Annotated in this window: 27 protein-coding genes; all 27 read left to right on the top strand. The window is 42.5% G+C overall.

The features are described 5' to 3' along the window. Position 1 precedes the first annotated feature (1 nt). The 27 genes from QPK24_RS16270 to QPK24_RS16140 all read left to right on the top strand — a co-directional run bounded on the left by QPK24_RS16270 (position 2) and on the right by QPK24_RS16140 (position 23,676). The gene (locus QPK24_RS16270; protein ID WP_285742882.1) at positions 2-610 is read left to right on the top strand and encodes a UbiX family flavin prenyltransferase; all 609 of its coding nucleotides are present in this window, start codon (positions 2-4) and stop codon (positions 608-610) included. Further along, positions 607-1,467, top strand: a complete 861-nt coding sequence (locus QPK24_RS16265) for a menaquinone biosynthetic enzyme MqnA/MqnD family protein (RefSeq protein ID WP_285742880.1) — start codon at positions 607-609, stop codon at positions 1,465-1,467. The genes QPK24_RS16270 and QPK24_RS16265 overlap by 4 nt, the downstream gene beginning before the upstream one ends. Continuing rightward, positions 1,464-2,438: a polyprenyl synthetase family protein gene (locus QPK24_RS16260; protein WP_285742878.1), complete on the top strand. Its 975-nt coding sequence runs from the start codon at positions 1,464-1,466 to the stop codon at positions 2,436-2,438. Before QPK24_RS16265 ends, QPK24_RS16260 begins: the two co-directional genes overlap by 4 nt. Before the next feature lie 79 nt (positions 2,439-2,517). Next, on the top strand, positions 2,518-2,961 hold the full coding sequence (gene ndk / locus QPK24_RS16255) for a nucleoside-diphosphate kinase (protein ID WP_285742876.1): 444 nt from the start codon (positions 2,518-2,520) through the stop codon (positions 2,959-2,961). Between the two features lie 44 nt (positions 2,962-3,005). Beyond that, complete coding sequence (locus QPK24_RS16250; RefSeq protein ID WP_285742874.1) at positions 3,006-3,791, top strand: CheR family methyltransferase; 786 nt, start codon at positions 3,006-3,008, stop codon at positions 3,789-3,791. 73 nt (positions 3,792-3,864) lie between these two features. Then, entirely contained in the window at positions 3,865-4,044 is a 180-nt protein-coding gene (locus QPK24_RS16245) for a hypothetical protein (protein WP_285742872.1), read from the top strand. A 159-nt stretch (positions 4,045-4,203) separates the two neighbouring features. Continuing rightward, positions 4,204-5,373 (top strand): chorismate synthase, encoded by a 1,170-nt coding sequence (gene aroC, locus QPK24_RS16240; protein ID WP_285742870.1) that lies wholly within the window; start codon positions 4,204-4,206, stop codon positions 5,371-5,373. Between the two features lie 2 nt (positions 5,374-5,375). Next, positions 5,376-6,470 carry a 3-dehydroquinate synthase gene (gene aroB, locus QPK24_RS16235; RefSeq protein ID WP_285742860.1) on the top strand — a complete coding sequence of 365 codons (1,095 nt, stop codon included), beginning with the start codon at positions 5,376-5,378 and terminating at the stop codon, positions 6,468-6,470. Between the two features lie 6 nt (positions 6,471-6,476). Next, the gene (gene aroH / locus QPK24_RS16230) at positions 6,477-6,854 is read left to right on the top strand and encodes a chorismate mutase (protein ID WP_285742858.1); all 378 of its coding nucleotides are present in this window, start codon (positions 6,477-6,479) and stop codon (positions 6,852-6,854) included. Between the two features lie 530 nt (positions 6,855-7,384). After that, the gene (gene trpE / locus QPK24_RS16225; protein ID WP_285742856.1) at positions 7,385-8,947 is read left to right on the top strand and encodes an anthranilate synthase component I; all 1,563 of its coding nucleotides are present in this window, start codon (positions 7,385-7,387) and stop codon (positions 8,945-8,947) included. Between the two features lie 21 nt (positions 8,948-8,968). Further along, positions 8,969-10,018 carry an anthranilate phosphoribosyltransferase gene (gene trpD / locus QPK24_RS16220; RefSeq protein ID WP_285749372.1) on the top strand — a complete coding sequence of 350 codons (1,050 nt, stop codon included), beginning with the start codon at positions 8,969-8,971 and terminating at the stop codon, positions 10,016-10,018. Continuing rightward, the gene (trpC, locus tag QPK24_RS16215) at positions 10,002-10,799 is read left to right on the top strand and encodes an indole-3-glycerol phosphate synthase TrpC (RefSeq protein ID WP_285742854.1); all 798 of its coding nucleotides are present in this window, start codon (positions 10,002-10,004) and stop codon (positions 10,797-10,799) included. Before trpD ends, trpC begins: the two co-directional genes overlap by 17 nt. Next, positions 10,800-11,498, top strand: a complete 699-nt coding sequence (locus tag QPK24_RS16210; protein ID WP_285742851.1) for a phosphoribosylanthranilate isomerase — start codon at positions 10,800-10,802, stop codon at positions 11,496-11,498. Beyond that, positions 11,495-12,691 (top strand): tryptophan synthase subunit beta, encoded by a 1,197-nt coding sequence (gene trpB / locus QPK24_RS16205; RefSeq protein ID WP_285742849.1) that lies wholly within the window; start codon positions 11,495-11,497, stop codon positions 12,689-12,691. Before QPK24_RS16210 ends, trpB begins: the two co-directional genes overlap by 4 nt. Further along, complete coding sequence (trpA, locus tag QPK24_RS16200; protein WP_285742846.1) at positions 12,688-13,506, top strand: tryptophan synthase subunit alpha; 819 nt, start codon at positions 12,688-12,690, stop codon at positions 13,504-13,506. Before trpB ends, trpA begins: the two co-directional genes overlap by 4 nt. Positions 13,507-13,547: 41 nt before the next feature. After that, positions 13,548-14,645 carry a histidinol-phosphate transaminase gene (gene hisC / locus QPK24_RS16195; RefSeq protein ID WP_285742844.1) on the top strand — a complete coding sequence of 366 codons (1,098 nt, stop codon included), beginning with the start codon at positions 13,548-13,550 and terminating at the stop codon, positions 14,643-14,645. A 10-nt stretch (positions 14,646-14,655) separates the two neighbouring features. Then, positions 14,656-15,765 carry a prephenate dehydrogenase gene (locus QPK24_RS16190; RefSeq protein WP_285742828.1) on the top strand — a complete coding sequence of 370 codons (1,110 nt, stop codon included), beginning with the start codon at positions 14,656-14,658 and terminating at the stop codon, positions 15,763-15,765. A gap of 1,009 nt (positions 15,766-16,774) precedes the next feature. Continuing rightward, complete coding sequence (locus tag QPK24_RS16185) at positions 16,775-17,368, top strand: RNA polymerase sigma factor (RefSeq protein WP_285742827.1); 594 nt, start codon at positions 16,775-16,777, stop codon at positions 17,366-17,368. Continuing rightward, positions 17,365-17,958 carry an anti-sigma factor family protein gene (locus QPK24_RS16180; protein WP_285742826.1) on the top strand — a complete coding sequence of 198 codons (594 nt, stop codon included), beginning with the start codon at positions 17,365-17,367 and terminating at the stop codon, positions 17,956-17,958. The genes QPK24_RS16185 and QPK24_RS16180 overlap by 4 nt, the downstream gene beginning before the upstream one ends. Before the next feature lie 27 nt (positions 17,959-17,985). After that, a complete protein-coding gene (locus QPK24_RS16175; protein WP_285742825.1) occupies positions 17,986-18,588 on the top strand; it encodes a histidine phosphatase family protein in 603 nt (200 codons plus the stop codon). A 109-nt stretch (positions 18,589-18,697) separates the two neighbouring features. Beyond that, positions 18,698-19,786, top strand: a complete 1,089-nt coding sequence (locus tag QPK24_RS16170; protein WP_285742824.1) for a hypothetical protein — start codon at positions 18,698-18,700, stop codon at positions 19,784-19,786. Positions 19,787-19,859: 73 nt separating this feature from the next. Continuing rightward, entirely contained in the window at positions 19,860-20,042 is a 183-nt protein-coding gene (locus QPK24_RS16165) for an IDEAL domain-containing protein (RefSeq protein ID WP_160033227.1), read from the top strand. A gap of 127 nt (positions 20,043-20,169) precedes the next feature. Beyond that, positions 20,170-20,607, top strand: a complete 438-nt coding sequence (locus QPK24_RS16160; protein ID WP_285742821.1) for a DUF2487 family protein — start codon at positions 20,170-20,172, stop codon at positions 20,605-20,607. 190 nt (positions 20,608-20,797) lie between these two features. Next, positions 20,798-21,340: a Rieske (2Fe-2S) protein gene (locus QPK24_RS16155; RefSeq protein ID WP_285742819.1), complete on the top strand. Its 543-nt coding sequence runs from the start codon at positions 20,798-20,800 to the stop codon at positions 21,338-21,340. A gap of 14 nt (positions 21,341-21,354) precedes the next feature. Then, the gene (qcrB, locus tag QPK24_RS16150; RefSeq protein ID WP_160033221.1) at positions 21,355-22,026 is read left to right on the top strand and encodes a menaquinol-cytochrome c reductase cytochrome b subunit; all 672 of its coding nucleotides are present in this window, start codon (positions 21,355-21,357) and stop codon (positions 22,024-22,026) included. A 19-nt stretch (positions 22,027-22,045) separates the two neighbouring features. Then, the gene (locus QPK24_RS16145) at positions 22,046-22,918 is read left to right on the top strand and encodes a menaquinol-cytochrome c reductase cytochrome b/c subunit (RefSeq protein ID WP_285742813.1); all 873 of its coding nucleotides are present in this window, start codon (positions 22,046-22,048) and stop codon (positions 22,916-22,918) included. A 167-nt stretch (positions 22,919-23,085) separates the two neighbouring features. Further along, a complete protein-coding gene (locus QPK24_RS16140) occupies positions 23,086-23,676 on the top strand; it encodes a DUF1405 domain-containing protein (RefSeq protein WP_285742810.1) in 591 nt (196 codons plus the stop codon). Positions 23,677-23,681 lie beyond the last annotated feature (5 nt).

The following is a 23,681-nucleotide window of genomic DNA, read 5'->3' as shown; positions in this document are numbered from 1 at the left end:
CTTGACAGCAAACCGGTTGAAAAGACTTGCCGTTGGTATTACAGGGGCAAGCGGCAGTATATACGGAATACGACTGATTGAAACTTTACTTGATCAAGCCTATGAAGTGCACCTTGTCGTATCAAATGCAGGCTGGCGTGTCATAAAAGAAGAACTAGGCTGGAACGTTACGGACCGGGAAGGGATTTTGAACGAGAAGTTCGGGAGCCGTCCCGGTTCTCTTGTTTATCATCCCGTAAATGACATCGGGGCTTCGATCGCAAGCGGGTCCTTTTTAATGGAAGGGATGATTATCATGCCATGTTCCATGGGGACTTTATCAGCTATTGCTCATGGAGCCTCAGATAATCTGATGGCACGCGCAGCAGATGTGATGATGAAAGAGGGGCGCTCCTTAGTTTTGGTTCCGAGAGAGACGCCGCTTCATGCGATACATCTCGAAAATATGTTGAAGCTGTCGCGCCTTGGTGTCAAAATGATTCCTGCGATGCCGGCGTTTTATTACCATCCCAAAACGATGGATGATTTAATTAATTTCCTTGTTGGTAAAGTACTTGATACTCTTCATATTGAGCATGATCTGTTTACGAGATGGGGGGAGACAACATGAATACTCACAGTAAAACCGTTCTCGGTAAGATTAGTTATACCAATGCCTGGCCTATCTTTCATTATTTCGATCCGAGGAAACTTACCCATCCGGTCGAGATGGTTACAGAAGTTCCCGCTGTACTGAATCAAAGAATACATGACGGCTCACTTGATCTGAGTGCCATGTCTTCTTTTGCTTATGGAATGGAATCAAAACGCCTGATGGTTCTACCAGATATATCAGTTAGCAGTAAGGGTGAAGTGAAATCGATTCTGCTTTTCAGTAAAAAGAAGATCGAAGATCTGGGCGGCGGAACAATTGCTTTGACGAATACGTCAGCTACTTCTGTGAATTTGTTGAAAATACTAATGACAAAGTTCTATAAATTGAACCCGGCGTACATTACGCAAGAACCGGATCTGACTTCTATGATGGAACATGCAGATGCAGCTTTACTAATCGGTGATTCTGCGATACAGGCATCTTGGACAAATCACGGCTACTATGTATATGATTTGGGTGAGAGATGGCACGATTTCACAAATCATAGTATGACTTTTGCGGTATGGGCTGTTTCATCCGAGTATGCGAAATGTCATAGTGAAGTGATTCATGAGATCACAGATGCTTTTATATCAAGTAAAGAAAAGATTATGCAAGACCTTACTCCGGTTATAAATGAAGCGATACAAAAAATCGGCGGAACAAAATCTTATTGGTATGATTATTTTACGAATTTATGTTACGATTTTGGTGAAAATGAGTTGCAGGGACTGCAACTGTATTTCCGTTATGCACATGAGCTCGGTCTCATGGAGCATGAGGTCCGGCTGGATCTCTGGAATGAGAATAAGCTGATACGGGTGACGGAATGAAACTACTGGATATATTGACTGAACTTAAAAAAGATATGAAGTACATTGAGAAAGAATTGTATAAGAGTGTGGAAACGGATCAGAAGCTGCTTGCTGAGACTTCTTTACACTTGCTGAAGGCAGGCGGTAAAAGGCTGCGTCCCGTCTTTGTTTTGCTGGGCGGTAAATTTGGAACCTATGATATTGAAGTGCTGAAACATATCGCTGTTCCGTTAGAACTCATTCACTCTTCTTCTCTTGTTCATGATGATGTGATTGATAACGCGAAGACACGCCGCGGACAACTCACAGTGAAATCCAAATGGGATAACCGGATTGCCATGTACACAGGAGATTACATTTATGCCAGAGCAATGCTCATGATTACGGAACTCCCTAATCCGCTGATTCATCAGACCATGGCAAAAGCGATGGTTCAGATGACTATTGGTGAAATGGAACAAATCCGGGATTTCTTCAATACGGATCAGAGTATTCGGAATTACTTACTTCGTATCCGCCGGAAGACGGCTCTGCTGATTGCGATCAGTTGCCAGCTAGGAGCCGTGGCTGCGGGAGCTTCCAGTGACATTTGTAGACGCTTATACAGCTACGGATACAATGTAGGGATGGCTTTCCAAATTCAGGATGACCTGCTGGACCTTAGAGGAACAGAGAAGCAGCTTGGTAAACCGCCGGGAAGTGATATGCTTCAAGGCAATATTACAATCCCTGTCATTTATGCGTTACAGGATGAGAAGATTAGACCTGATTTGTTGCAGCTGATCTCTAACATTCGTGATCAGAATGATATGGGTAGCGTTCGTGCTGCAGTGGGTATGATTAAAGAGAGTGCGGGAATGACTAAAGCAGAGGAGCTTGCTGACCGATATATGAATAAAGCTCTTGATGCCTTGAATGGACTTCCTGACATCAAGACAAAGAAAAATTTGCGGGATATCGCTCATTTTGTCGTAAAACGTTCATATTAATCAGGCAGGAAGATGTTCTCACGAAGTCGAAAGCTTACGAAAGCAGCGCATTCATAACTAAGCCTGGAGGGGAATACACATGGAACGTACTTTTTTGATGGTGAAACCAGATGGCGTACAACGTGGACTCATTGGACGAATTGTTAGTCGGTTTGAAGATAAGGGGTTTAAACTGGTCGCAGGTAAATTCGTACAGATGACTGACGAGCAAGCAAAACGTCATTATGCGGAACATGAAGGTAAGCCTTTCTTTGATGAGCTCGTGTCTTTCATTACTTCTGGGCCGGTCTTTGCTATGGTATGGGAAGGCGAAGATGTAATTGAACTTGCTCGGGTGATCATGGGGAAAACCAAAGTGAAAGAGGCGCTCCCTGGAACGATTCGCGGAGATTTTGCGGCAGTTACTCCGCATAATCTCATTCATGGTGCTGATTCTCCTGAAAGTGCAGCTCGTGAGCTTGCTAACTTTTTTAATGAGGCTGAACTGGTATCTTACAGTAAAACGATTGCTGCCTGGACATAAACGAGTGATCTTTCCGTAAGAAGGAAGGAATCAAATGTCACTGCTTGAAAAAAGTTTCTGAACAGGATGACTATGTCCTGTTTATTCATAAGATCAAGGCAGCTACTGGAATTGATCTTGCCCAGTATAAAGAAACTCAAATGAAGCGGCGGTTGACTACCCTTAGGTTAAGACATGGGTACGATTCTTTTGCCGCTTTTTTTGAAGGGATGGAACAGAATAAAGCACTTTTTCTAGATTTTCTAGATCGAATGACAATTAATGTGTCTGAATTTTGGAGGAACCGGAATCGGTGGGAAGTACTGCAAAACACATTGCTTCCTTCCCTTACTTCCCATCTTCCGCTTAAAGTATGGAGTGCCGCCTGTTCTACGGGAGAAGAGCCCTATACAATCGCAATGATTCTTGACATGGCTGGTTTACTCTCAAACAGCAGAATTATGGCTACAGACATTGATGATGGTGCCTTGGCAAAGGCAAAGCAAGGTACATATTTGGAACGCTCTTTAAAAGAAGTTCCTGAGCAGGCAGTCCAAAAATACTTTATACCTGAGGGAATGCATTATAGAATTGATCCTAAACTTGCGGAAGCTGTCCATTTTAGTAAACAAAACTTACTTATGGACCCCTTTGAGGATGGGTTTGACTTGATTGTGTGCCGAAATGTGATGATCTATTTTACAGAAGAAGCAAAGCATGTACTTTATCAGAAATTTGCAAATGCACTTCGTCCTGGCGGTATTTTATTTGTGGGAAGTACAGAACAAATTTTCTCACCGGGAGAGTACGGCCTTGAAGGAGCAGAGACTTTTTTTTATCGTAAAAAATAGATGCATAAAAAACAGCTAGAATGTCTCATACTGTAGCAATCAGATAGGATGGATAGATCTGGAGGCGAAAGTGATGGATAAGCGAGTTGTAATCACTGCCTACCGGCAGGGAACGATTAGTATTTTGGAATGTGCTCAGATTCTTGGACTCGATCCTTCTCAAATGAGACAGGTACTTGGCAGTATAAAGCCCGATAGTAGTCTACAGAACAGCAATAGATCCAGGCAGACCAGTCTGTTGGGAAGCAAGTAAACTTACGCAATAGAGAACACGCAGATTCGTCCATTTGAATCTGCGTGTTTTTTTATGAATGAGAACATTTCTTGTCAAAGATAACATGCTATACTATAATGATCAAAGATTAAGGATTTTAGCAGTTTAAAGCTTAACAGTAAAAAGGGGGAACGTATTATGAGTCTTCGTTATTTAACCGCAGGGGAAACGCACGGACCCCAATTAACCGCAATCGTTGAAGGTCTTCCGAGCAATATGAAGGTGGATTTTGAGGAACTGAATTTCCAGCTCCATCGCCGTCAAAAAGGATATGGCCGAGGACGTCGTATGCAAATTGAGAAAGATACCGCTGAATTTGTGGGTGGAATTCGTCACGGATATACAACCGGTGCACCAGTGGCGCTCGTAGTTGAGAATAAAGACTGGACGCATTGGCGTAATATTATGAACATTGAACCGATCGAAGGCAATGATGAAGAGAAACGCCGGATACATCGCCCGCGTCCAGGTCACGCAGATTTGAACGGCGGACTTAAATATAATTTGAAAGATCTTCGTAATGTGCTGGAACGTTCTAGTGCAAGAGAAACAACGGTACGTGTTGCTGTAGGCGCGCTTGCACGTCAACTACTCTCCGAGTTTGGAATAGAGGTTGCCGGCAGAGTGCTTCGGATTGGGGAGATTGAAGCTCCTTATGAAGACCTTCCGCTTGAAGAACTTCGTGCTCGTACAGAAGCCTCATCGGTTCGCGTTACAGATGAAGAAACAGAGAAGAAAATGGAAGCTTATATTGATCAGATTAAGCAAGAAGGCGATTCAATCGGCGGGATCGTAGAGTGTATTGTGGAAGGTGTTCCTGTTGGTCTTGGAAGCTATGTTCAATATGACCGGAAGCTTGATGGTCGTATTGCTCAAGGGGTCATGTCCATTAATGCATTTAAAGGTGTAGAGATTGGAATTGGGTTCGAAGCGGGCACGATTCGTGGTTCCCAGGTTCATGATGAAATTCTGTATACGGAAGAGAAAGGATACCACCGTGCTACGAATCGCCTTGGCGGATTTGAAGGCGGAGTAACGAATGGTATGCCAATAAAAGTACGCGGCGTTATGAAGCCCATTCCGACGCTCTATAAACCGCTGCAAAGTGTAGACATTGATACAAAAGAGCCGTTTACCGCTCAGGTAGAACGTTCGGATGCTTGTGCTGTACCTGCTGCGAGTGTGGTAATGGAGCATGTAGTTGCTTTTGAAGTAGCTAAAGCATTCTTGGAGAAATTCGGCGGGGATTCTATAGAGGAGATCCGGGCCAACCTCGATAACTATAATGCGCAATTGGAGCGTTACTAGTGATGAGGGAGTTAAAGGTTGACCTCGGCGAACGATCGTATCCAATCTATATTGGAAGTGGACTTCTTGAAGAAGCAGGAGATTATATTCAGAAGCATGGAATTAGCGTAAAAAGTTCTTTGCTTGTTATTACGGATGAGAAGGTTGCTCCTCATTATCTTGATACACTCCTCACTTCTCTGAAAACTGCAGGGTATACTGTAGCCTCTGCGGTGGTACCAAGCGGTGAAACCTCGAAGTCACTAAAGGTTTATGAAGAGATGATGACAAGTGCAATTGAAGCGAAGCTGGATCGCAGCTCGGCTATTCTTGCGCTTGGAGGCGGTGTGGTTGGAGACTTAGCTGGATTTGTAGCTGCTACTTATATGCGAGGCATCAAATTTGTGCAAATTCCGACTACGATCCTTGCTCATGACAGCAGTGTAGGCGGAAAAGTAGCGATTAACCATCCACTTGCCAAAAATATGATCGGTGCTTTTCATCAGCCAGAGCTTGTTTTATATGATGTAAACACGCTGCTCACACTACCGCGCCGTGAGGTATCCGCCGGACTTGCCGAAATGGTTAAGCACGGACTGATTAGGGATGCAGAATTTGCACATTGGTGCGAGGAGAATGCAGATCAGTTATTAGCTCTGGATAAGGATATTTTAGCGTATGGACTACTCAAAGGTTGTGCGATCAAAGCAGAGATTGTTTCTCAAGACGAGCAAGAAAACGGAATTCGCGCCATCTTGAACCTGGGTCATACCATTGGTCACGCGATTGAAGCCATTGCTGGTTATGGAGAGTTCCTTCATGGAGAAGCCATCTCCATCGGAATGGTTGGATCCGCTAAACTTGGTGTCATGAGGGGAGCAGATGTTTCTCTATATGAAGACACCAAACGGATGCTTAAGGCAATTGGACTGCCGACAGCTCTCCCGGGGCATCTAAGTAGTGAAGATATTATGTCTGCGATGATGCATGACAAGAAATTCAGAGAAGGTCATATGGTCTTTATTATTCCAACAGCGATTGGTGAGGTCACGATTGCCAAAGATGTGCGGACCGAAGATGTTCGCCTAGTGCTTGAGGAACTGAAGAAGGAGGTGTAAGATCGGATGTACACAAGAGGAATTCGCGGTGCAACAACGGTTGCGAGCAATACGGAAGCAGATATTGTGAGTGAAACAAGCAAGCTTCTCAGAGAAATTGTCCAGAAGAATTCGCTCGATCCTGAGGCGATATGCAGCGTATGGATTACGCTGACGAAAGATCTGGATGCAGCATTTCCTGCCAAGTCCATTCGTGAATTACAGGGATGGGAGCTTGTTCCCCTCATGTGTTCGCAGGAGGTACCTGTCAAAGGGTCACTGGAGAAATGTATTCGGTTCATGATTCATGTGAATACAGACAAAACGCAAAAGGAAATGGTTCACGTATATCTGAATGGAGCTAAGGCTTTGAGGCCGGATTTAGCAGAACCATCGAATACATAGGTGAAAATGGCTTCTTGCCAAAACCTGTAGATGTAATGTATAGTGATTGTTAGCAGAGATGAGAAGAGTTTAGAGTTTAGATAAAACTTTAATTGAGTAGAGTATAGCAGAGCTGAGACGAGTTCCTATGATTTATGGCTTATGTGCGGTAGCGCATATAGGTAGCATAAAGAGTGAGGAACAACCCATTGATTCATACTTTGGTGTATGGACCAATAGGGAGAGATGAACATGGATTTTAGCAATATCTTGTACATATGAATCACAGCATGGGCCATGTTTATAGAAATATGGATGCTGTGGATAAGAGTTCATAGGCTTCTTTTGATTACGTAGGATTACGTATCATCGGATAAGACTCTTTCTTTGTACATAGATAGATAAACCTCCATGATCGGATCATGCTGTATACACTTAACTTTATTATTGTTTTTATAAACCTCTACGTTCTCGTAGAGGTTTTTTTGCGTAAGCATATCCTACTTCCATCCATCTACACTCTGCCTATCTCAATGAAAAAGGAGAGTTTTATGATGAATAGCGAAGCACAGCAAGTATTAAAATTAGCAACAGAATATAATCTCATTCCTGTGGTAAAGCGGATTTTGGCCGATATGGAGACGCCCATTCGATTATTTAGCCGATTTGCAAATGAGGAATATGCTTTTTTACTGGAAAGTGTAGAAGGAGGCAGCCAGTGGGCTAGATATTCTTTTATTGGTACCGCTCCTTTTTTATCGATAGCAGGGAAGAATGGTGTGTTAACACTCACACATAAAGGCGAAAAATCACAAATGAAAGCAAAACCGATTGAAGAATTGAAAGCACTGCTGAGACAATATCGCAGTCCCAAAATAAAAGATTTGCCTCCTTTTACAGGCGGAGCTATTGGATTCTTCGGATATGACTTGCTTCAATATTATGAAAAACTTCCGAAACATGAGGTGGATGATCTTCAAATGGAAGATATTCAGTTTATGTTCTGTGATGAAATTATCGTCTTCGATCATGTGAAGCAGCAGATCCTGCTTGTTGGCAATGTACATGTGAACCCGGGAGATCTGGATCAAGATATTCTTGAAACTTATCAAAGAGTGACAGATCGGCTTGAACAGCTCGCAAGTCAGCTGGCAGAAGAAGGACCTGCGGAAAATGTGAATCGTCGATCGATTCCAGATGCTGTGGATCTGGGGAAGGTACACTCAAATCTGACGAAAGAAAAATTTCTCGCAAATACGGAAAAGGCTAAGGAATATATTCGGGCGGGAGATATTTTTCAAGTCGTATTATCTCAGCGTTTTCATATCGAAACGGAAGTATCGCCGCTTCAAGTATACCGTGTACTTCGAACACTTAATCCTTCCCCTTATATGTATTATCTAAAAATGGAGGCAGAAATCATCGTCGGCACTTCACCTGAACCGCTTGTAAAAGTGGACGGAGGTCGCGTGCAGACGAGACCCATTGCCGGAACCAGGCCACGAGGCAAGACAGAAGCACAGGATGCTGAATTAGCACAAGATTTACTTACGGATGAGAAAGAACGTTCAGAACATCTCATGTTAGTGGATCTTGGTCGGAACGATATTGGGAGAGTCAGTGAGTTTGGCAGCGTGAAGTGCGATTCCTATATGGAAATCGAGAAATATTCACATGTCATGCACATGGTATCCAATGTCTCCGGTACACTTCGTGATGATCGTGATTTCTTTGACGCATTTCTGTCATGTCTGCCAGCAGGTACGGTATCGGGGGCTCCTAAACTGAGAGCAATGGAGATCATTGCTGAACTGGAACGTGAAGCGAGAGGGGCCTATGCTGGCGCAATCGGGTATCTCGGTTTTACTGGCAATATGGATACTTGCATCACGATCCGTACCATTATTTTTAAAGAAGGTAAAGCTTACGTGCAAGCAGGGGCAGGAATTGTATGGGACTCGGTATCCGAAAAAGAATACGAGGAAACTGTAAATAAGGCAAAAGCTCTGCTGACCGCCATTCGCTACGCAGAAGCGATGTTTCCTGTAGAGCCATCAGCTCCAGCGTATGCTAACCAAGACTATATTTGTATGTCATCCAATCAAAAAGGATAAGGAGGAGGAGAAAACATGAATATGCTAAGCAGCGTAACTGCCATCCAGCAGGGTCTAAATAAGATATTAGGTGGAAACCATCTGTCGCAGGAAGAGGCAAGGCTTGTGATGTCCAGTATCATGAACGGGGAAGCAACATCCTCGCAGATTGGCGGATTGTTAACAGCACTTCGCATGAAGGGCGAAACGGTGGATGAGATTACAGGTTTTGCTCAGGCGATGCGAAGTTCTGCTAATAAAATGATAACGGATCAAGAAAATTTACTGGATACATGCGGTACCGGAGGCTCTGGTATTAGTAAGTTTAATATATCCACAGCTTCAGCAATCATTGCCTCCTCCGTATCGGTACGGGTAGCTAAACACGGCAATCGTTCCGCAAGCAGTAAAGCTGGAAGTGCGGATGTACTCGAAGCATTAGGCGTAAATATTCACCTGAATAACACGCAAGCTAAGGCTTGTTTAGATGAAATTAATATTTGTTTTTTATTTGCTCAGCTGTATCATCCTTCGATGAAGTATGCCGCAGCACCGCGTAAAGAACTCGGTTTTCGCACCGTATTTAATATGCTTGGTCCGCTTACCAATCCAGCTGGAGCAGATCGGCAGGTATTAGGACTATATGATATCAACAAGACTGAGATTATTGCTGAGGTACTAGGAAGACTTGGTCTCAAAAGAGCACTCGTAGTAGCAAGTTATGACGGGCTTGATGAGATCAGTATTTCAGACAAAACAAAGGTGTCGGAACTTAAGGATGGAATAGTTCATACGTATGATATTCATCCAAGCGACCTTGGTCTCCGTGTACATCCGCTGACTAGTGTGCTTGGCGGCAATGCGGCTGAAAATGCGGAGATTATAAAAGGTGTCTTATCGGGTGAAATGAGCCCTTATCGTGATATCGTACTTGCAAACAGCGGTGCTTCAATCTATGTAACGGGCCTTGCAGGAAGTTTGGCCGAAGGTGTTCATATGGCGAAGGGTGCTATTGATTCCGGCAAAGCCTATGCAAAGCTCACACAACTTATTCAGAAAACGGGGGAGTATGACCATGAGTACGTATCTTGATCGCATTGTAGCTACCAAAATTGATGAAGTAGCAAAACTTAAGCAAAGCTTTGACCTTACTGCAGCAGAGAGAAAGATTGCACAAATGCCGAATACGAAAGGATTTGAGCAGGCTTTATCGAGATCGCACAGTTGCGGGATGGGACTTATTGCCGAAGTAAAAAAAGCATCCCCTTCTAAAGGGCTGATTCGCCCTGATTTTGATCCCGTGCGGATTGCTAAGGCCTATGAAGAGGCAGGAACGGATTGTATATCTGTTTTGACAGACGAATTATATTTTCAGGGTCAGGCAGCCTATTTAACGGAGATTAGAAATGCAGTAAATGTTCCTTTACTACGTAAAGATTTTATTATTAGTGAGCTTCAGATTGCGGAAGCACGCCTAATCGGTGCAGATGCAGTCTTACTTATTGCCAGCATACTGACACAAGAACAGATGGGAGCCTATCATCAGTACGCTAAAGACCTTGGTCTTGATGTGCTCGTCGAAGTGCATGATGAGCATGAACTTACACAGGTACTTGATCTGAATGTTGCCACCCTTATTGGAATTAATAATCGGAATCTGAAAAGCTTTGAAACGGATTTGAATACAACCGCACTTCTATCACAGCGGGTTCCTGCGGGCATCACGTTAATAAGTGAAAGCGGGATAAGAACAAAGGCGGATGTTGAGTTTTTAAAAACAACAGGGGCAAAAGGAATTTTGGTCGGAGAACAGTTTATGCGTAACGAAAATGTGAGTGAAGCCGTCCATGAGATGATGGGAACGAGGAACTAAATGATGTCTATTTCTAAAGTGAACGAGAAGCCGCTTGTAAAAATATGTGGACTTCAGGACGTTGAAGTGCTAAAATCTATGAAACACTTAACTGTCGATTTTATTGGATTCGTTTTTGCAAGATCAAAGCGTCAGGTGATTGCAGCACAAGCAGCAGACCTAGTGAAAGTATTGTCAGAATGGCAAGTGCGTCCTTTACCCAGATCTGTTGGGGTATTCGTAAATCCCTCAGTAGAGGAAATTGAAGAAATTCTTCGTCAAGTATCGCTGGATGTAATTCAGCTGCATGGTGACGAATCTCCAGCCTTATGCCGAGAACTAAGAGCTAAGTTTGGTGTGGATGTATTCAAAGTGTTTTCTTTGAATAACGATCCTAACCAGGCGGCTGAAGATATAGACTTAACTCTCGCTCCCTATGAAGGAGTAATAGATGCCGTTCTTATAGATACCTTTGATCCTGTATACGGAGGCGGTTCTGGCCGTACTTTTTCCTGGGAACGCAGCATTCCCTACCAGATATGGGCAAGGAAAATGCAGATTCCGCTCTTTATAGCGGGAGGGTTAGATCCTGATAACGTACATGAACTTGTGAATGGGTATGCACCGGATGGTGTTGATATATCCAGCGGTGTAGAGACAAATGGAATCAAAGATATGATTAAAATGACAGCTTTTGTGGAAAGGGTGAAGAAGGCATGACACTGGTACCGGATGTATACGGTCGTTTTGGACCTTTTGGAGGACGTTATGTACCTGAGACATTAATGAATGCTTTGATTGAACTGGAAGAGGAATTTAAACGTTTTTCCGAAGATGATGAATTTAATGAGGAACTCCGTTATTTGTTAAAACAATATTCAGGCAGAGAAACCCCTCTTTATTACGCTGAACGCCTTAGTCATCAGTTAGGCGGTCCAAAAATTTATTTGAAGCGAGAAGATTTGAATCACACAGGCGCTCATAAAATTAATAATGCGCTCGCGCAGGGGCTTCTTGCAAAACGGATGGGCAAAAAGAAGGTCATCGCAGAAACAGGGGCTGGACAGCACGGAGTAGCTACGGCTACCGTTGCAGCGCTGTTAGGTCTGGAATGTAAAGTATTCATGGGTGAAGAAGATACAAAACGGCAGCAGCTGAATGTGTTCCGTATGAACTTACTCGGAGCGGAAGTCATTCCGGTTACGTCAGGTTCTCGCACGCTGAAAGATGCGGGCAACGAGGCCTTAAGATACTGGGTGAGTAACGTGGAAGATACGTTCTATATATTAGGTTCTGCAGTTGGACCTCACCCATATCCGCTCATGGTCCGTAACTTTCAGCGTGTGATTGGTGATGAGACCCGTCGTCAAATTTTGGATACCGAAGGCAGACTTCCGGACGTGGTGGTTGCACCTGTTGGCGGTGGAAGTAATGCGATCGGTATGTTTTATCCTTTTATTGAAGATGAAGAGGTGCAGCTAATTGGCTGTGAGGCTGCTGGCAAAGGAGTAGATACAGAATTTCATGCCGCAACGATGAGCAAGGGGACCCAAGGGGTGTTCCAAGGTTCAATGAGTTATCTGCTTCAAGATGAATATGGGCAAGTCCAAGAGGCTCACTCAATTTCGGCTGGCCTAGATTATCCGGGTGTTGGTCCAGAACATTCTTATTTGAAGGATATCAAACGTGCACAGTATGTGCCTATAACAGATCAAGAAGCGCTTGATGCTTTGCAGCTGCTAAGCAGAATTGAAGGGATTATTCCTGCACTTGAATCCGCACATGCGGTTGCAGAAGTTGTGAAACTAGCTCCAACCATGAAGAAAGATCAGATCATTGTCATCTGTTTATCAGGCAGAGGAGACAAAGATGTGGAATCGATTATGAAATATACGGGAGGTGGACTCGCATGAGTATCCGATTAAACCGGATGGATGAGGCCTTCCAAACGCTGCAGATGAGCGGCAAAACAGCACTTATTCCTTTTATAACAGTGGGAGATCCAGATCTGAGCACGACTGTTGAGGTCATTATTGAACTCGAGAAGGCAGGAGCTGATGTGATTGAACTAGGGGTTCCATATTCTGACCCGCTTGCAGATGGACCTGTTATCCAGCGTGCTTCTGAAAGAGCACTAAAACAGCAGGTTACAATTCGTACCTGTTTGGAGACAGCTAAGCGTGCACGTGAGGCGGGAGTGAAGCTGCCATTTGTACTCTTTACATATTACAATCCTGTACTTCAGACAGGTCTGGAAACTTTCTTTGACTTGCTAGTAGAGCATGATATTAGCGGTATGATTATTCCGGATCTTCCGATTGAAGAATCTGCACAGATTCGTGAGTATGCGGATCGTGCTAATATTCACCTCATACCCTTAGTTGCACCGACATCAAAGGAAAGAATAAAGAAAATTGTCTCGAGCGCTAGAGGATTTATTTACTGTGTATCATCACTAGGTGTAACAGGAGAGAGAGCTGCGTTCCACCAGAAAGTAGATGAATTTATTACAACAGTAAAATCATATACAACGCTTCCCGTTGCTGTTGGCTTTGGGATATCCAGCCGTGAGCAGGTAGAACATTTTTCTGAAATTTGTGATGGAGTTATCGTAGGCAGTGCCATTGTGAGAGAGATCGAAAATACGATTCCTTTGTTATCAAATCCAGATACGAAGGAAAAAGGACTTTTGCAAATACGCCAGTTTGTGGCACAATTAAAAGTATAATTTTGGATATTTTTTTATAATCCACGAGGGAGGGCTTGTTTATGAAACATAAGTCTACTATTGGCAATTTACCCGTATATAAACCAGGAAAGCCCGTTGAAGAAGTGAAAAAAGAGTTAGGACTCAGTGAAGTGATTAAGCTTGCATCAAATGAGAATCCTTATGGCAGTTCAGCGCTTGTGAAGGATGCAATTCAGGCAGAACTTGCAAATCTGAGCATCTATCCAGATGGTTCAGCAGGAGAACTTACAGCCGATCTGGCCGTACATTTAGGTGTGCAAAAGGATCAGATTATTTTTGGCGCAGGTTCGGATGAAATCATTGCTTTGATCGCTAGAGCTTTTTTTGTTTCCGGTGACGAGACGATCATGGCGGATCAAACGTTTTCAGTATATAAGAGTAATGCAGATATTGAAGGAGCAGCAAGTATTGAGGTTCCACTTGTGGACGGTACGCATGATTTAGAAGGTATGTTATCAAAAGTATCTTCCAAAACAAAAATAATCTGGGTATGTAATCCGAATAATCCAACAGGCACCATTATCACCGAGAAAGAGCTTGTTTCCTTTATGGAACGTGTTCCTTCCCATGTAATGGTCGTTCTTGATGAAGCTTATTATGAATTTGTTACAGATGAATCCTATCCAGAAACAATTCCAATGCTGGAGAAATACAGTAACCTTGTCATACTGCGGACATTCTCCAAGATTTATGGACTTGCGTCTTTACGGATCGGCTATGGGATCGCGAGTTCCGAAGTAATCTCTTTAATTAATCAAGTCAGAGAACCGTTTAACACGACAAGATTTGGTCAGGTTGCTGCTCGTGCGGCTTTGCAAGATCAAGACTTTGTAAAAGATTGCCGTGATAAGAATCGTCAAGGTGTTACTTATTTGCAAAGCGAATTTGATCGTTTAGGACTTCACTACTTCCCTTCACAAGGTAATTTTATACTTGTACAAATTGGCAGACCGGCTGCCGAAATGTTTGATATCTTACTGCGACAAGGGATCATTATCCGTTCTGGGTTCCAGGTTTATCCTGACTACATCCGGGTATCTGTAGGTACACCCGAACAGAATCAAGCGTTCATCAAAGCTCTAGAGCATGCGCTTACCCCTGAACGCTCGGAAGTATAGTGGACTCGGAATGAGAACAGAAGGAATAAACTGCAAAATTGCAATCTTTGGCGTGGGACTCATCGGAGGGTCTCTCGCCCTTTGTTTTAAAGGGAAGCCGGGAATAGAAGTAGTCGGTTATGCGCATGAACCGAAGATTCAAGAAAGATACCTAAAGAGCGGCGTACTTGATCATGTGACCTTATCCATTGAAGAGGCAGCAGTGGATGCGGATTTCATTTTTTTAAGTGTACCGGTTGGCATGCTGAATTATTATCTTCTGGAACTAAATAAGCTCCCGCTAAAGAAAGGCTGTATTATTACGGATGTAGGCAGCACGAAAGCCTCGATTACAGCAGCTGCGAAGACACTCGATTTTCAAGATGTGTATTTTATAGGCGGGCATCCGATGGCAGGTTCTGAGCGGTCTGGGGTAGAGGCGGCTTCACCGCTGCTATTTGAAAATGCATATTATGTTCTTACACCTCAGCCAGAGATCAAGGAAGACGTCTATAATAAGCTCCATCATCTGCTGTCTTATACTAGAGCACAAGTCATTCGGGTAGAACCTGAGCATCACGATGATATCGTGGGCGCTATTAGTCATTTGCCTCATATTATTGCAGTAGCATTAGTTAATCAGATCAGCAGCTACAACCAAAATGAACCCTTATATCAGCTGCTTGCCGCCGGAGGATTCCGTGATATTACCCGGATTGCGTCGAGCGACCCGGTAGTATGGCGTGATATTCTACTTAGCAACCGTGATGTGTTACTGCGGCTTCTCAGGGACTGGAATAAGCAAGTAGGCCAGTTTACTCAGGTTCTGGAAGATAGTAATGGAGAAGCAATCGAAGCTGCTTTTCGTGAAGCAGGTTCTTTTCGAGATCAATTACCAGAGAGAAGGAAAGGAATCATCAATGCTTTATTTGACATATATATTGATGTTCCGGATACCCCGGGGATTATTGGCCGGATTGCTACGGAACTCGGGACGGCTCGGATCAATCTGAGCAATATGCAGATCATTGAGAGCAGAGAAGATGTACCCGGCATTCTCAGATTGTCTTTTCGGCAAGAAGAGGATATGGAGAGAGCAATTGAACTTCTTACTAATCTCGGTTATACCGTACGAAGCTAAGAGAGGGGAAGCCCTCTCTCTTTGTTTATAAAACCGCTTTATTTATGCGAATATGCAAGATCCTAAATAAATGTATAATTATGGTTGACAGAATGAAAACGGATACATATAATAAAAGTACAGTATGGTTTCTCTCCACTCCTATCCAATAACTGGTTGTTCTGAAAAATGAACAGCGGGCCGCGATGATTCGCGGCCTCTTTTTTTTGAAGAGAAAGACTTGCTTTTGTAAGTAGAGGAGACTTTTTAGAAAAATATCTCAACCCTCATCTAGGCTTAATAATTGTTACTTCTCTTGTGTCAAATTTATCAATCAATTCTGTCTTAGATAGGATCATATGAATCAAACGAAAAAGTGGCTATTATTAATTAACTGTATAAAATCTACAATGTCACATAAGATTGATTTTGTTCTACATATTGGTTAAAAAGAACATCAGTCATCAAGATCATTCACAAAAGAGAAGGTGTAGGAATAACGATATTGTATTTGTTTCCATTTTCGTTTTCAGTGTATCCTCGATTTTTGAGAAAATTTAAATATTATTCTGTATTTCATTTGTAGCAATGACTGTCTATATTTTTTCTAATAAGAATCAATAATTTTCAATCAAAAAATTTAAATAACATAGCTTTTAAACAATGTGCTGCGATAAATTCGCGGCCTATTTTTTTGCTTACATGACTAGATCATATAAGTCTACTTTAGTCTTAAAGTATGATAGACATTAAATAAATAACAAATTTTTCATAAATTAAAAGGGAAACTTTGGTTGTTTATATGGTATAATGTTCCTTGGAATTACAGGAATGTTTAGGAAAGTGTTACTACATAAGGATTTAGAAGCAAGAGAGTAAGAACTAGCAATCTATTTACAACCTAATAATAAAAATTACATTTCTGTAATTATATTCAATCATAAACGTGGGTTCCCGCTCTAAAAAGTGTTGTTACAGGTATTTTTATATACCTGGGCACTATGGAACTGCAAGGAGGAGCTTAGACCTAATGGATGATTCAGAGTTGATTAAAGAAATAAAAGCAGGAAATGTCGAGCTGTATTCTGAGCTCATGGGACGATATGAAAGAAAAATGTATGCTTTTGTCTACCACATGCTTCGCAGTTCTGGACTTGAACATATGTCAGAAGATTTAGTATCAGAAACATTTTATAAAGCTTATAAAAGTCTAAATACCTTCCGCGAGATTGATGCATCTTTCTCCACCTGGGTGTATACTATTGCTAGAAATACGGTTCTTAGCGAACTGCGAAAACATCGAGGAGGTAACATTCCGCTTGAAGAAAGTGGAGTTACTCCTGTTGCGTCTTTGGATACAGCTCCTGAACAAGCGATGCTGAGGAATGAACGTGTCATTAAAGTGCGTGAAGCAATTAATAATTTGCCTGATAAGCAGCGAACGGCTCTCATACTCCGTGAATATGATCAGCTTGAATATCAGGAAATTTCGGATATTTTAGGGCAGACGGTGAGTTCCGTCAAATCTTTATTGTTTCGTGCACGGATGAGCGTCAAGAATCAATTGCATTCGTATTTCTTTGAACCGATCTATGAGGAGTATGAAGGGATGAAAAGTCAATGAATTGCAACGAAGCCCAGGAGTGCATGGCACAGGTTTGGGATTTGTCCGCACATCATCCGGTACGAGTTGAACTGAATAAACATATAGAAGAATGCCCTGATTGTGCCTTTGAATATAGCAGGTGGGAGGAATTATATGATCTGATCCCCGAGACTTCAGATCCTGTTCCTGAGAAGTCGCTTCAATCCATGCACAGTAAGGTAATGGACAAGATATACAGCGACCATCCGCATATTCAAAGAACAGATATCAAACCCTACAAATGGATGGAAACCACGGTGAATCGTTTTTCTATCTGGATTTCTGCCTGTTTAGCCGTGTTGTTGTGCAGTATTGTACTGATGGTATGGAAGATAAGTATGAATGACGCTACAGGCATAAACAACGATGCGGGGATTGTTCCTACCGGAATAGCGAGTAGTGCACCGGCTTTCAGCTTGCCTTATCATGATCCAAAGGGTGCTTCTGGAATTATTGAACCTTTTGTAGCAGGAATTCCAGCTTACCCTGAGTACTGGATGTTCATATCTCTGCTAGCCTTGGGGATGGCTTTATTCTCTTTACGCAGAATGCATCATATAACAAAATAACAAAAAGAGAAGGAGGCATATCTTGAAATGAGAATTGGGTTAATACGTCATGGACTTACCGATTGGAACGTAGCTGGACGAATACAAGGTCGCAGCGACATTCCTCTGAATGATGAAGGCAGACAGCAGGCCAAGCTGCTTGGAGAACGTCTTCTTACTGAACCCTATGAATGGGACTATATTATCACGAGCGGATTGTCTCGTGCACAGGAAACCGGAGAAATTATAAGCCGTATTATTAATGTTCCTATGCTGCCGCCTGATGAGCGACTTCAAGAAAGATCTTTTGGACAAGCCGAAGGTCTCACGCAAGAAGAACGAGAAGCGAAATGGGGAGTGGATTGGAATTCATTAGATTTAGGGCAGGAAAAAGAACCTGATATGCGGGTAAGGGCCCTAACCTTTATTAATGAGTTAGCCCAGACGCATCCTCATCAGCATATTCTTGTCGTTTCTCACGGAGCTTTGCTTGCTCAGTTATATAAAGCACTTTACGAAGATCGATATAACGAGAGAATTGGAAATTTGTCTCTTACCATACTTGAGAACGAAGAAGAAAAATGGAATCCGTTGCTTTATAACTGTACGAAGCATTTACAGGAATGTTCATTTGAAAAATCAAAAAAATAATCGATGTGTAAATAACTCGAATGCAGATTCGGGTTATTTTTTTTGCCGTAAAGGAATAAATGTTGCAATAATTCCCATAATGGTAGTAAAACGGCGAGGCGATGGGACAATGAATTTAGCGGATCTACTTACGTATGCTGACATTGGTCAGCTGAACCGCATTGCAAACCATTATGAATGCAGCAGCAACACCCATTCCAAACATGAATTAATTCAGAGTATTTTAGTGACGCTTGGTAATTCTTCCTTTATTGAAGAACTGGTATATGATCTGCCAAAGGGTCAGCTTAGTTTTCTAAATGCACTATTGTTTGATGGAAGGGTAAATTACAGCATAGAAGAACTTACGGCCCTTGCAAAACAAGCAATGGAACCCAAAGGCGAACGTCCTGCTGCTTATTTTCGCGATGTTGTTGTTCAGTTTACGAAACGCGGCTGGTTATTTAACGGTTCAACACAGCAAACGAAATATTTGTATCGTGTTCCCCAAGATTTAAAGAAGAAATTTATGGGCGTAATACGTTCAAAATTTATACAGCTTGCTGAAGTTGTCCCTGAACCTTCTGTCTATCGTGAAGAACACCATTTACTGTTCGAGGATATGAAATTGCTGCTTACATTCACTGATCAGTATGAAATACCTCTGAATCAGGAAGGATTTATGTATAAGAGGACGCAGCAGCAGTTGCTGGATTTTCTACATGTAAAAGAACCATTGGTAGGAAAAACAGGATGGCGTTTCGGATATGGGAGAAGCTATAAAGAATACCCTGATAGGTTAGCTCTACTGTATGATTATGCGATTCATCAGCGGTATATAGCAGAAAACAATGGAATTCTTGCAATTACCGATGAAGGCGCTCATGTTTTTGAGAAATCATCAGACGAAGAGTTGATGCAGATTTTTCGCTATTGGTTAAGACTTTATAAAGGAGCCATTCCGAGTCTTGCTTCTGTGGTGTATTGGATTGGGGAGTGTGCGAAGGAATGGACTACGGTTTCCTCTTTACTGGAAAGCATGGGTGAGATCATTCATCCCTTCTATTACGATACGAATGAAGCTGTTCTGAAACAGCGAATACTTCAAATGATGATGCATCTAGGAATGGTTCGGATCGGAGAACATGAGGAGAAGGGACAGGTTGTTCGAATGACACCTTGGGGGAACCGGTTAACGGTAACCTGCAATGCGGTTTAGTATACATCCCGTTAACCCGTGATAATAATTTAGCTTAGCCTGAAAATATAACAATTGGTTGGAGGTGCATCCTATGGATAAAATGAAAGTTACTTACGAGGTCATGTTAGGACTGGCTGCAGAAATGGTCTGGGACGCGGCATTACGCAAACATCGGAGTGAACAATTATATGATGAAATTGACAAAGCACTGGCATCGGGGGATGAAGTGGCTTTCCGCAGCCTGACGGATGAACTGAGATTAATTATTTCGTAAGACAACCCTTAAAAAAAGAACCCTTCTCTGACAAATGAGAAGGGTTTTTTGTGAATCTATAGAAGGTCTTTCCAGTTATGGTTTCGAACCTTATAATAGAAGTAATACATAAAGAGGAGGCAGACTCTTGAAATTCAGCGAGATTACATCAGATGATTGGGTAGAATTGCAGCCTTACCTAGATACATGTCTCATACCCTACACCGCACTTACGGGACGGGAATCCCCTTACGAGGCGGTGATTGCACTTGAAAGGCTAAGAGATTTTTTGGATTATGTTGAAATCCCTTTCAAGGGCCGAGTAGTTACCTATCCTGCCGTTCATTATAGCCAAGCTTCGCAATTACAGCATTTAAATGAGCTGTGCTCACATCTAAAAGCAGGCGGATTCAAGTATGTCATTGTGATGACGGCTGACGAAGCATTGGTTCAAGCTGATCTTTTTGAGGCAGATCTAGTCTTATCTTTAGCTGCATTTTCTATTGGGAAGAAAGAATCGGAACACACTACTGAAAACGAATTAAAAAGGGATATCCAAAGTCAAATCTATCAAATGTGGAATTAATCCATTTCGTAGGGATATGTGACAAATTACCAACATTTTCATTGTAACGCTTCCATTCCCTGTTTGAAAAGTTGTGACAAATTCTTGACGGTCCTTGTAGGCTACTATATGATAATGTATGTCATAGTAATTTGTGGAATTTTTTAAGAGAAGAATGAAATATTTGGATGAAAAAGGGGGTCGGAAGAGGATGAGCAATCACAATGATAGTGAGCATAATGTGCCTAAGCCACCCAAGCGGAAAGAGATGTCACGCAGACAGTTTCTGACGTACACTTTGGGCGGAGCTACCGCATATATGGCTGCAGGTGTCGTATTGCCTATGGTTCGATTTGGTGTGGATCCAATATTGCAAAAGAAAGATGAAGGCGCTTTTGTAAAGACAGTGGAAGTGAGTAAAGTAACTTCGGAGCCTTTGGAAGTTCATTTTGAACTGAAACAGCAAGATGGTTGGTACACAAGCAATTCTTCACTCATTGCGTGGGTTCGCAGAGGGGAAGACGGCTCCATTTATGCATTGTCACCGATATGTAAACATCTTGGATGTACGGTTGGTTACAATAACAATCCTGAGCTGCCAAATCAATATTTCTGCCCTTGCCATGGTGCGCACTATACTCAAGAGGGGAAACAGTTAGCAGTTGCTTCCAAGCCGCTTGATGAGTACACCGTTAAGGAAGAAGAGGGATGGGTTTATCTTGGGGAGATCATTCCGAATCAGAGAGTCCAATAGGAAGGCGTGAGTAGATGTTTAAAAATATTTACAACTGGGTCGACGAGCGTCTGGATATCACTCCTATTTGGCGTGACGTTGCTGACCATGAAGTTCCTGAACACGTAAATCCAGCCCATCACTTTTCAGCGTTTGTATATTGCTTTGGCGGACTTACGTTCTTCATCACGGTTATTCAGATTCTATCAGGAATGTTTCTTACGATGTATTACGTACCCGATATTATTAATGCGTATGCTAGTGTAGAGTTTTTGCAAACCCAAGTCGCTTTTGGTCAGATTGTTCGAGGAATGCACCACTGGGGTGCCAGTTTGGTCATAGTGATGATGTTTTTACATACGATGCGGGTGTTTTTCACAGGATCCTATAAAGCCCCACGTGAGATGAACTGGGTTGTAGGGATGTTAATCTTTTTCGTTATGCTTGGACTTGGATTAACAGGTTATCTGCTGCCTTGGGATAACAAAGCTTACTTTGCAACCAAAGTAACGCTCGAGATCGCGAATACGGTTCCTTATCTGGGACCTGTTATCAAAGAACTATTACAAGGCGGTACGATTGTTGGAGCTGAGACATTAACAAGATTCTTTGCCCTTCACGTGTTCTTCCTTCCTGCTGTTCTGCTTATTTTACTTGTAGGCCATTTTATTATGATCCGCCGACAAGGTATCTCCGGACCACTATAATAGAAGGGGGGAAACGCCTATGGCACACGGGAAAAAATCAGACGAAAAAGTTGTTTTTGTTGGAGATTCCAGGGTACGTAAAGGTATGGGATTTATTACACCGCCTGACTATACTTCTTATCCGGGAAAATCAGAGGCTTTTATACCAAACTTTCTGTTAAAAGAATGGATGGTAGGGGTCGTTGTTCTTGTTGGCTTTCTGGTACTTACGATTTCAGAACCAGCACCGCTTGGATATCCAGCTGACCCTGGTGCATCGGTAATACCGATGCCTGACTGGTACTTTTTATTCTTATATCAATACTTGAAATATCCTTATGCTTCTGGTGATTATGTTGTACTTGGTACACTCGGTGTTTCAGGTGTAGCATTTGGAGCTTTACTTCTTGCACCTTTTTTAGATACGGGGAAAGAACGCCGTTTCTATAAGAGACCTATTGCATCAACGCTTATGCTGTTATCCATTGCTTCGGTCTTCTATCTGACTAATGTAGCATGGACTCATTATCAACATGAGCTTGATAAGTCGGGGCAAGTTCCAGAACATATTGCACGTGAGGAAGAAGCTCTTGAGAAGCATAATGCGGGTCTTCCGACTTCAATGGCACCTTCTACAGAAGAAGTTGCCATTGTAGACAAGGACGGAGCGGGTGCTGAGATTTACAAAAAAGCAACTTGTGTCACTTGTCATGCCGCCGACTTGAAAGGTCAAGCGGGACCTTCACTTCGTGGAATCGGTGATGCACACAGCAAAGAAGAGATTCTTGGTATCATTCATGACGGTATTGGTGGTATGCAACCTCAATATGAGGACAATATCGCCAAAGGTTTAACAGACAAAGATATTGACACTCTTGCAGACTGGCTTGCTTCCCAGAAAACGGCAGAGTAATATTAGAATACAGGTTACCGAAAAGGGCCTGACTGCATCTATGAGCAGTCAGGCCCTTTTTAGAGAGAACTCATTCACCATCATTCTTCGAAATGAAGATCAGATTATAAAAGGAGGATGTACGGCACGTGTTATCCCTATCTTTTTTTTGGAGCCGCTCTGTGCTGATGAACCGCGGATTTTTATGGCTCTTATTTTGGTGTAATTTACTAGGTACAGTATATGGATACATATGGTATGATAATCAGCTTCTATACACTTTTCAAAATTATCCGGCAGCACTTCTTGTTTTTGTACCGGATAGCCCTACTGCTAGTTTATTTTTTACGCTATCCCTTTTATTTCTGTTATACCCTCCTCAGAAACGCGGGCTGCAAGGGGTTGGTCATGTAATTCAGGGCCTTGCTGTTGTGACATCTGTCAAATATGGGGTATGGGCAGTGAGCATGATTGTAGCAGGATGGTCCTTCGGAGGAGATATGATCTGGCAGGATTTTATGCTGATCGCTTCTCACTTAGCGATGGCAGTAGAGGCACTTCTCTATGTTCGGTTCTTTGGATTTGGAATGGTTAGTCTGATTGTAGCAGGAGGGTGGACCCTCTTAAATGATGTCATGGATTACACATTTGGGATTTATCCGTATCTTCCTTATGAGCTTCATAATTACGTGAGTGAAGTACGAACCTTTACCTTCACACTGACGATTCTTAGTTTTATAGCAGGCTGGGTCGCCTTAAAGAAGGCGAAACGGTTATAGTTCTA

Origin of the sequence: Paenibacillus polygoni (assembly GCF_030263935.1) — a bacterium.
Classification (GTDB): Bacteria; Bacillota; Bacilli; order Paenibacillales; family Paenibacillaceae; genus Paenibacillus; species Paenibacillus polygoni.
This window is presented reverse-complemented; position numbering and strand designations above follow the sequence as displayed.

Bases quoted from the DNA above. Each gene is read 5' to 3' on its own strand.
- aroH (WP_285742858.1), top strand. From the start codon at position 6,477: ATGTACACAAGAGGAATTCGCGGTGCAACAACGGTTGCGAGCAATACG.
- QPK24_RS16265 (WP_285742880.1), top strand. From the start codon at position 607: ATGAATACTCACAGTAAAACCGTTCTCGGTAAGATTAGTTATACCAAT.
- QPK24_RS16185 (WP_285742827.1), top strand. From the start codon at position 16,775: ATGGATGATTCAGAGTTGATTAAAGAAATAAAAGCAGGAAATGTCGAG.
- QPK24_RS16180 (WP_285742826.1), top strand. From the start codon at position 17,365: ATGAATTGCAACGAAGCCCAGGAGTGCATGGCACAGGTTTGGGATTTG.
- QPK24_RS16140 (WP_285742810.1), top strand. From the start codon at position 23,086: ATGAACCGCGGATTTTTATGGCTCTTATTTTGGTGTAATTTACTAGGT.
- qcrB (WP_160033221.1), top strand. From the start codon at position 21,355: ATGTTTAAAAATATTTACAACTGGGTCGACGAGCGTCTGGATATCACT.
- QPK24_RS16210 (WP_285742851.1), top strand. From the start codon at position 10,800: ATGATGTCTATTTCTAAAGTGAACGAGAAGCCGCTTGTAAAAATATGT.
- aroC (WP_285742870.1), top strand. From the start codon at position 4,204: ATGAGTCTTCGTTATTTAACCGCAGGGGAAACGCACGGACCCCAATTA.
- QPK24_RS16145 (WP_285742813.1), top strand. From the start codon at position 22,046: ATGGCACACGGGAAAAAATCAGACGAAAAAGTTGTTTTTGTTGGAGAT.
- QPK24_RS16190 (WP_285742828.1), top strand. From the start codon at position 14,656: ATGAGAACAGAAGGAATAAACTGCAAAATTGCAATCTTTGGCGTGGGA.
- trpE (WP_285742856.1), top strand. From the start codon at position 7,385: ATGATGAATAGCGAAGCACAGCAAGTATTAAAATTAGCAACAGAATAT.
- aroB (WP_285742860.1), top strand. From the start codon at position 5,376: ATGAGGGAGTTAAAGGTTGACCTCGGCGAACGATCGTATCCAATCTAT.
- QPK24_RS16165 (WP_160033227.1), top strand. From the start codon at position 19,860: ATGGATAAAATGAAAGTTACTTACGAGGTCATGTTAGGACTGGCTGCA.
- QPK24_RS16155 (WP_285742819.1), top strand. From the start codon at position 20,798: ATGAGCAATCACAATGATAGTGAGCATAATGTGCCTAAGCCACCCAAG.
- QPK24_RS16170 (WP_285742824.1), top strand. From the start codon at position 18,698: ATGAATTTAGCGGATCTACTTACGTATGCTGACATTGGTCAGCTGAAC.
- ndk (WP_285742876.1), top strand. From the start codon at position 2,518: ATGGAACGTACTTTTTTGATGGTGAAACCAGATGGCGTACAACGTGGA.
- trpD (WP_285749372.1), top strand. From the start codon at position 8,969: ATGCTAAGCAGCGTAACTGCCATCCAGCAGGGTCTAAATAAGATATTA.
- trpA (WP_285742846.1), top strand. From the start codon at position 12,688: ATGAGTATCCGATTAAACCGGATGGATGAGGCCTTCCAAACGCTGCAG.
- QPK24_RS16175 (WP_285742825.1), top strand. From the start codon at position 17,986: ATGAGAATTGGGTTAATACGTCATGGACTTACCGATTGGAACGTAGCT.
- hisC (WP_285742844.1), top strand. From the start codon at position 13,548: ATGAAACATAAGTCTACTATTGGCAATTTACCCGTATATAAACCAGGA.
- QPK24_RS16245 (WP_285742872.1), top strand. From the start codon at position 3,865: ATGGATAAGCGAGTTGTAATCACTGCCTACCGGCAGGGAACGATTAGT.
- trpC (WP_285742854.1), top strand. From the start codon at position 10,002: ATGAGTACGTATCTTGATCGCATTGTAGCTACCAAAATTGATGAAGTA.
- QPK24_RS16260 (WP_285742878.1), top strand. From the start codon at position 1,464: ATGAAACTACTGGATATATTGACTGAACTTAAAAAAGATATGAAGTAC.
- trpB (WP_285742849.1), top strand. From the start codon at position 11,495: ATGACACTGGTACCGGATGTATACGGTCGTTTTGGACCTTTTGGAGGA.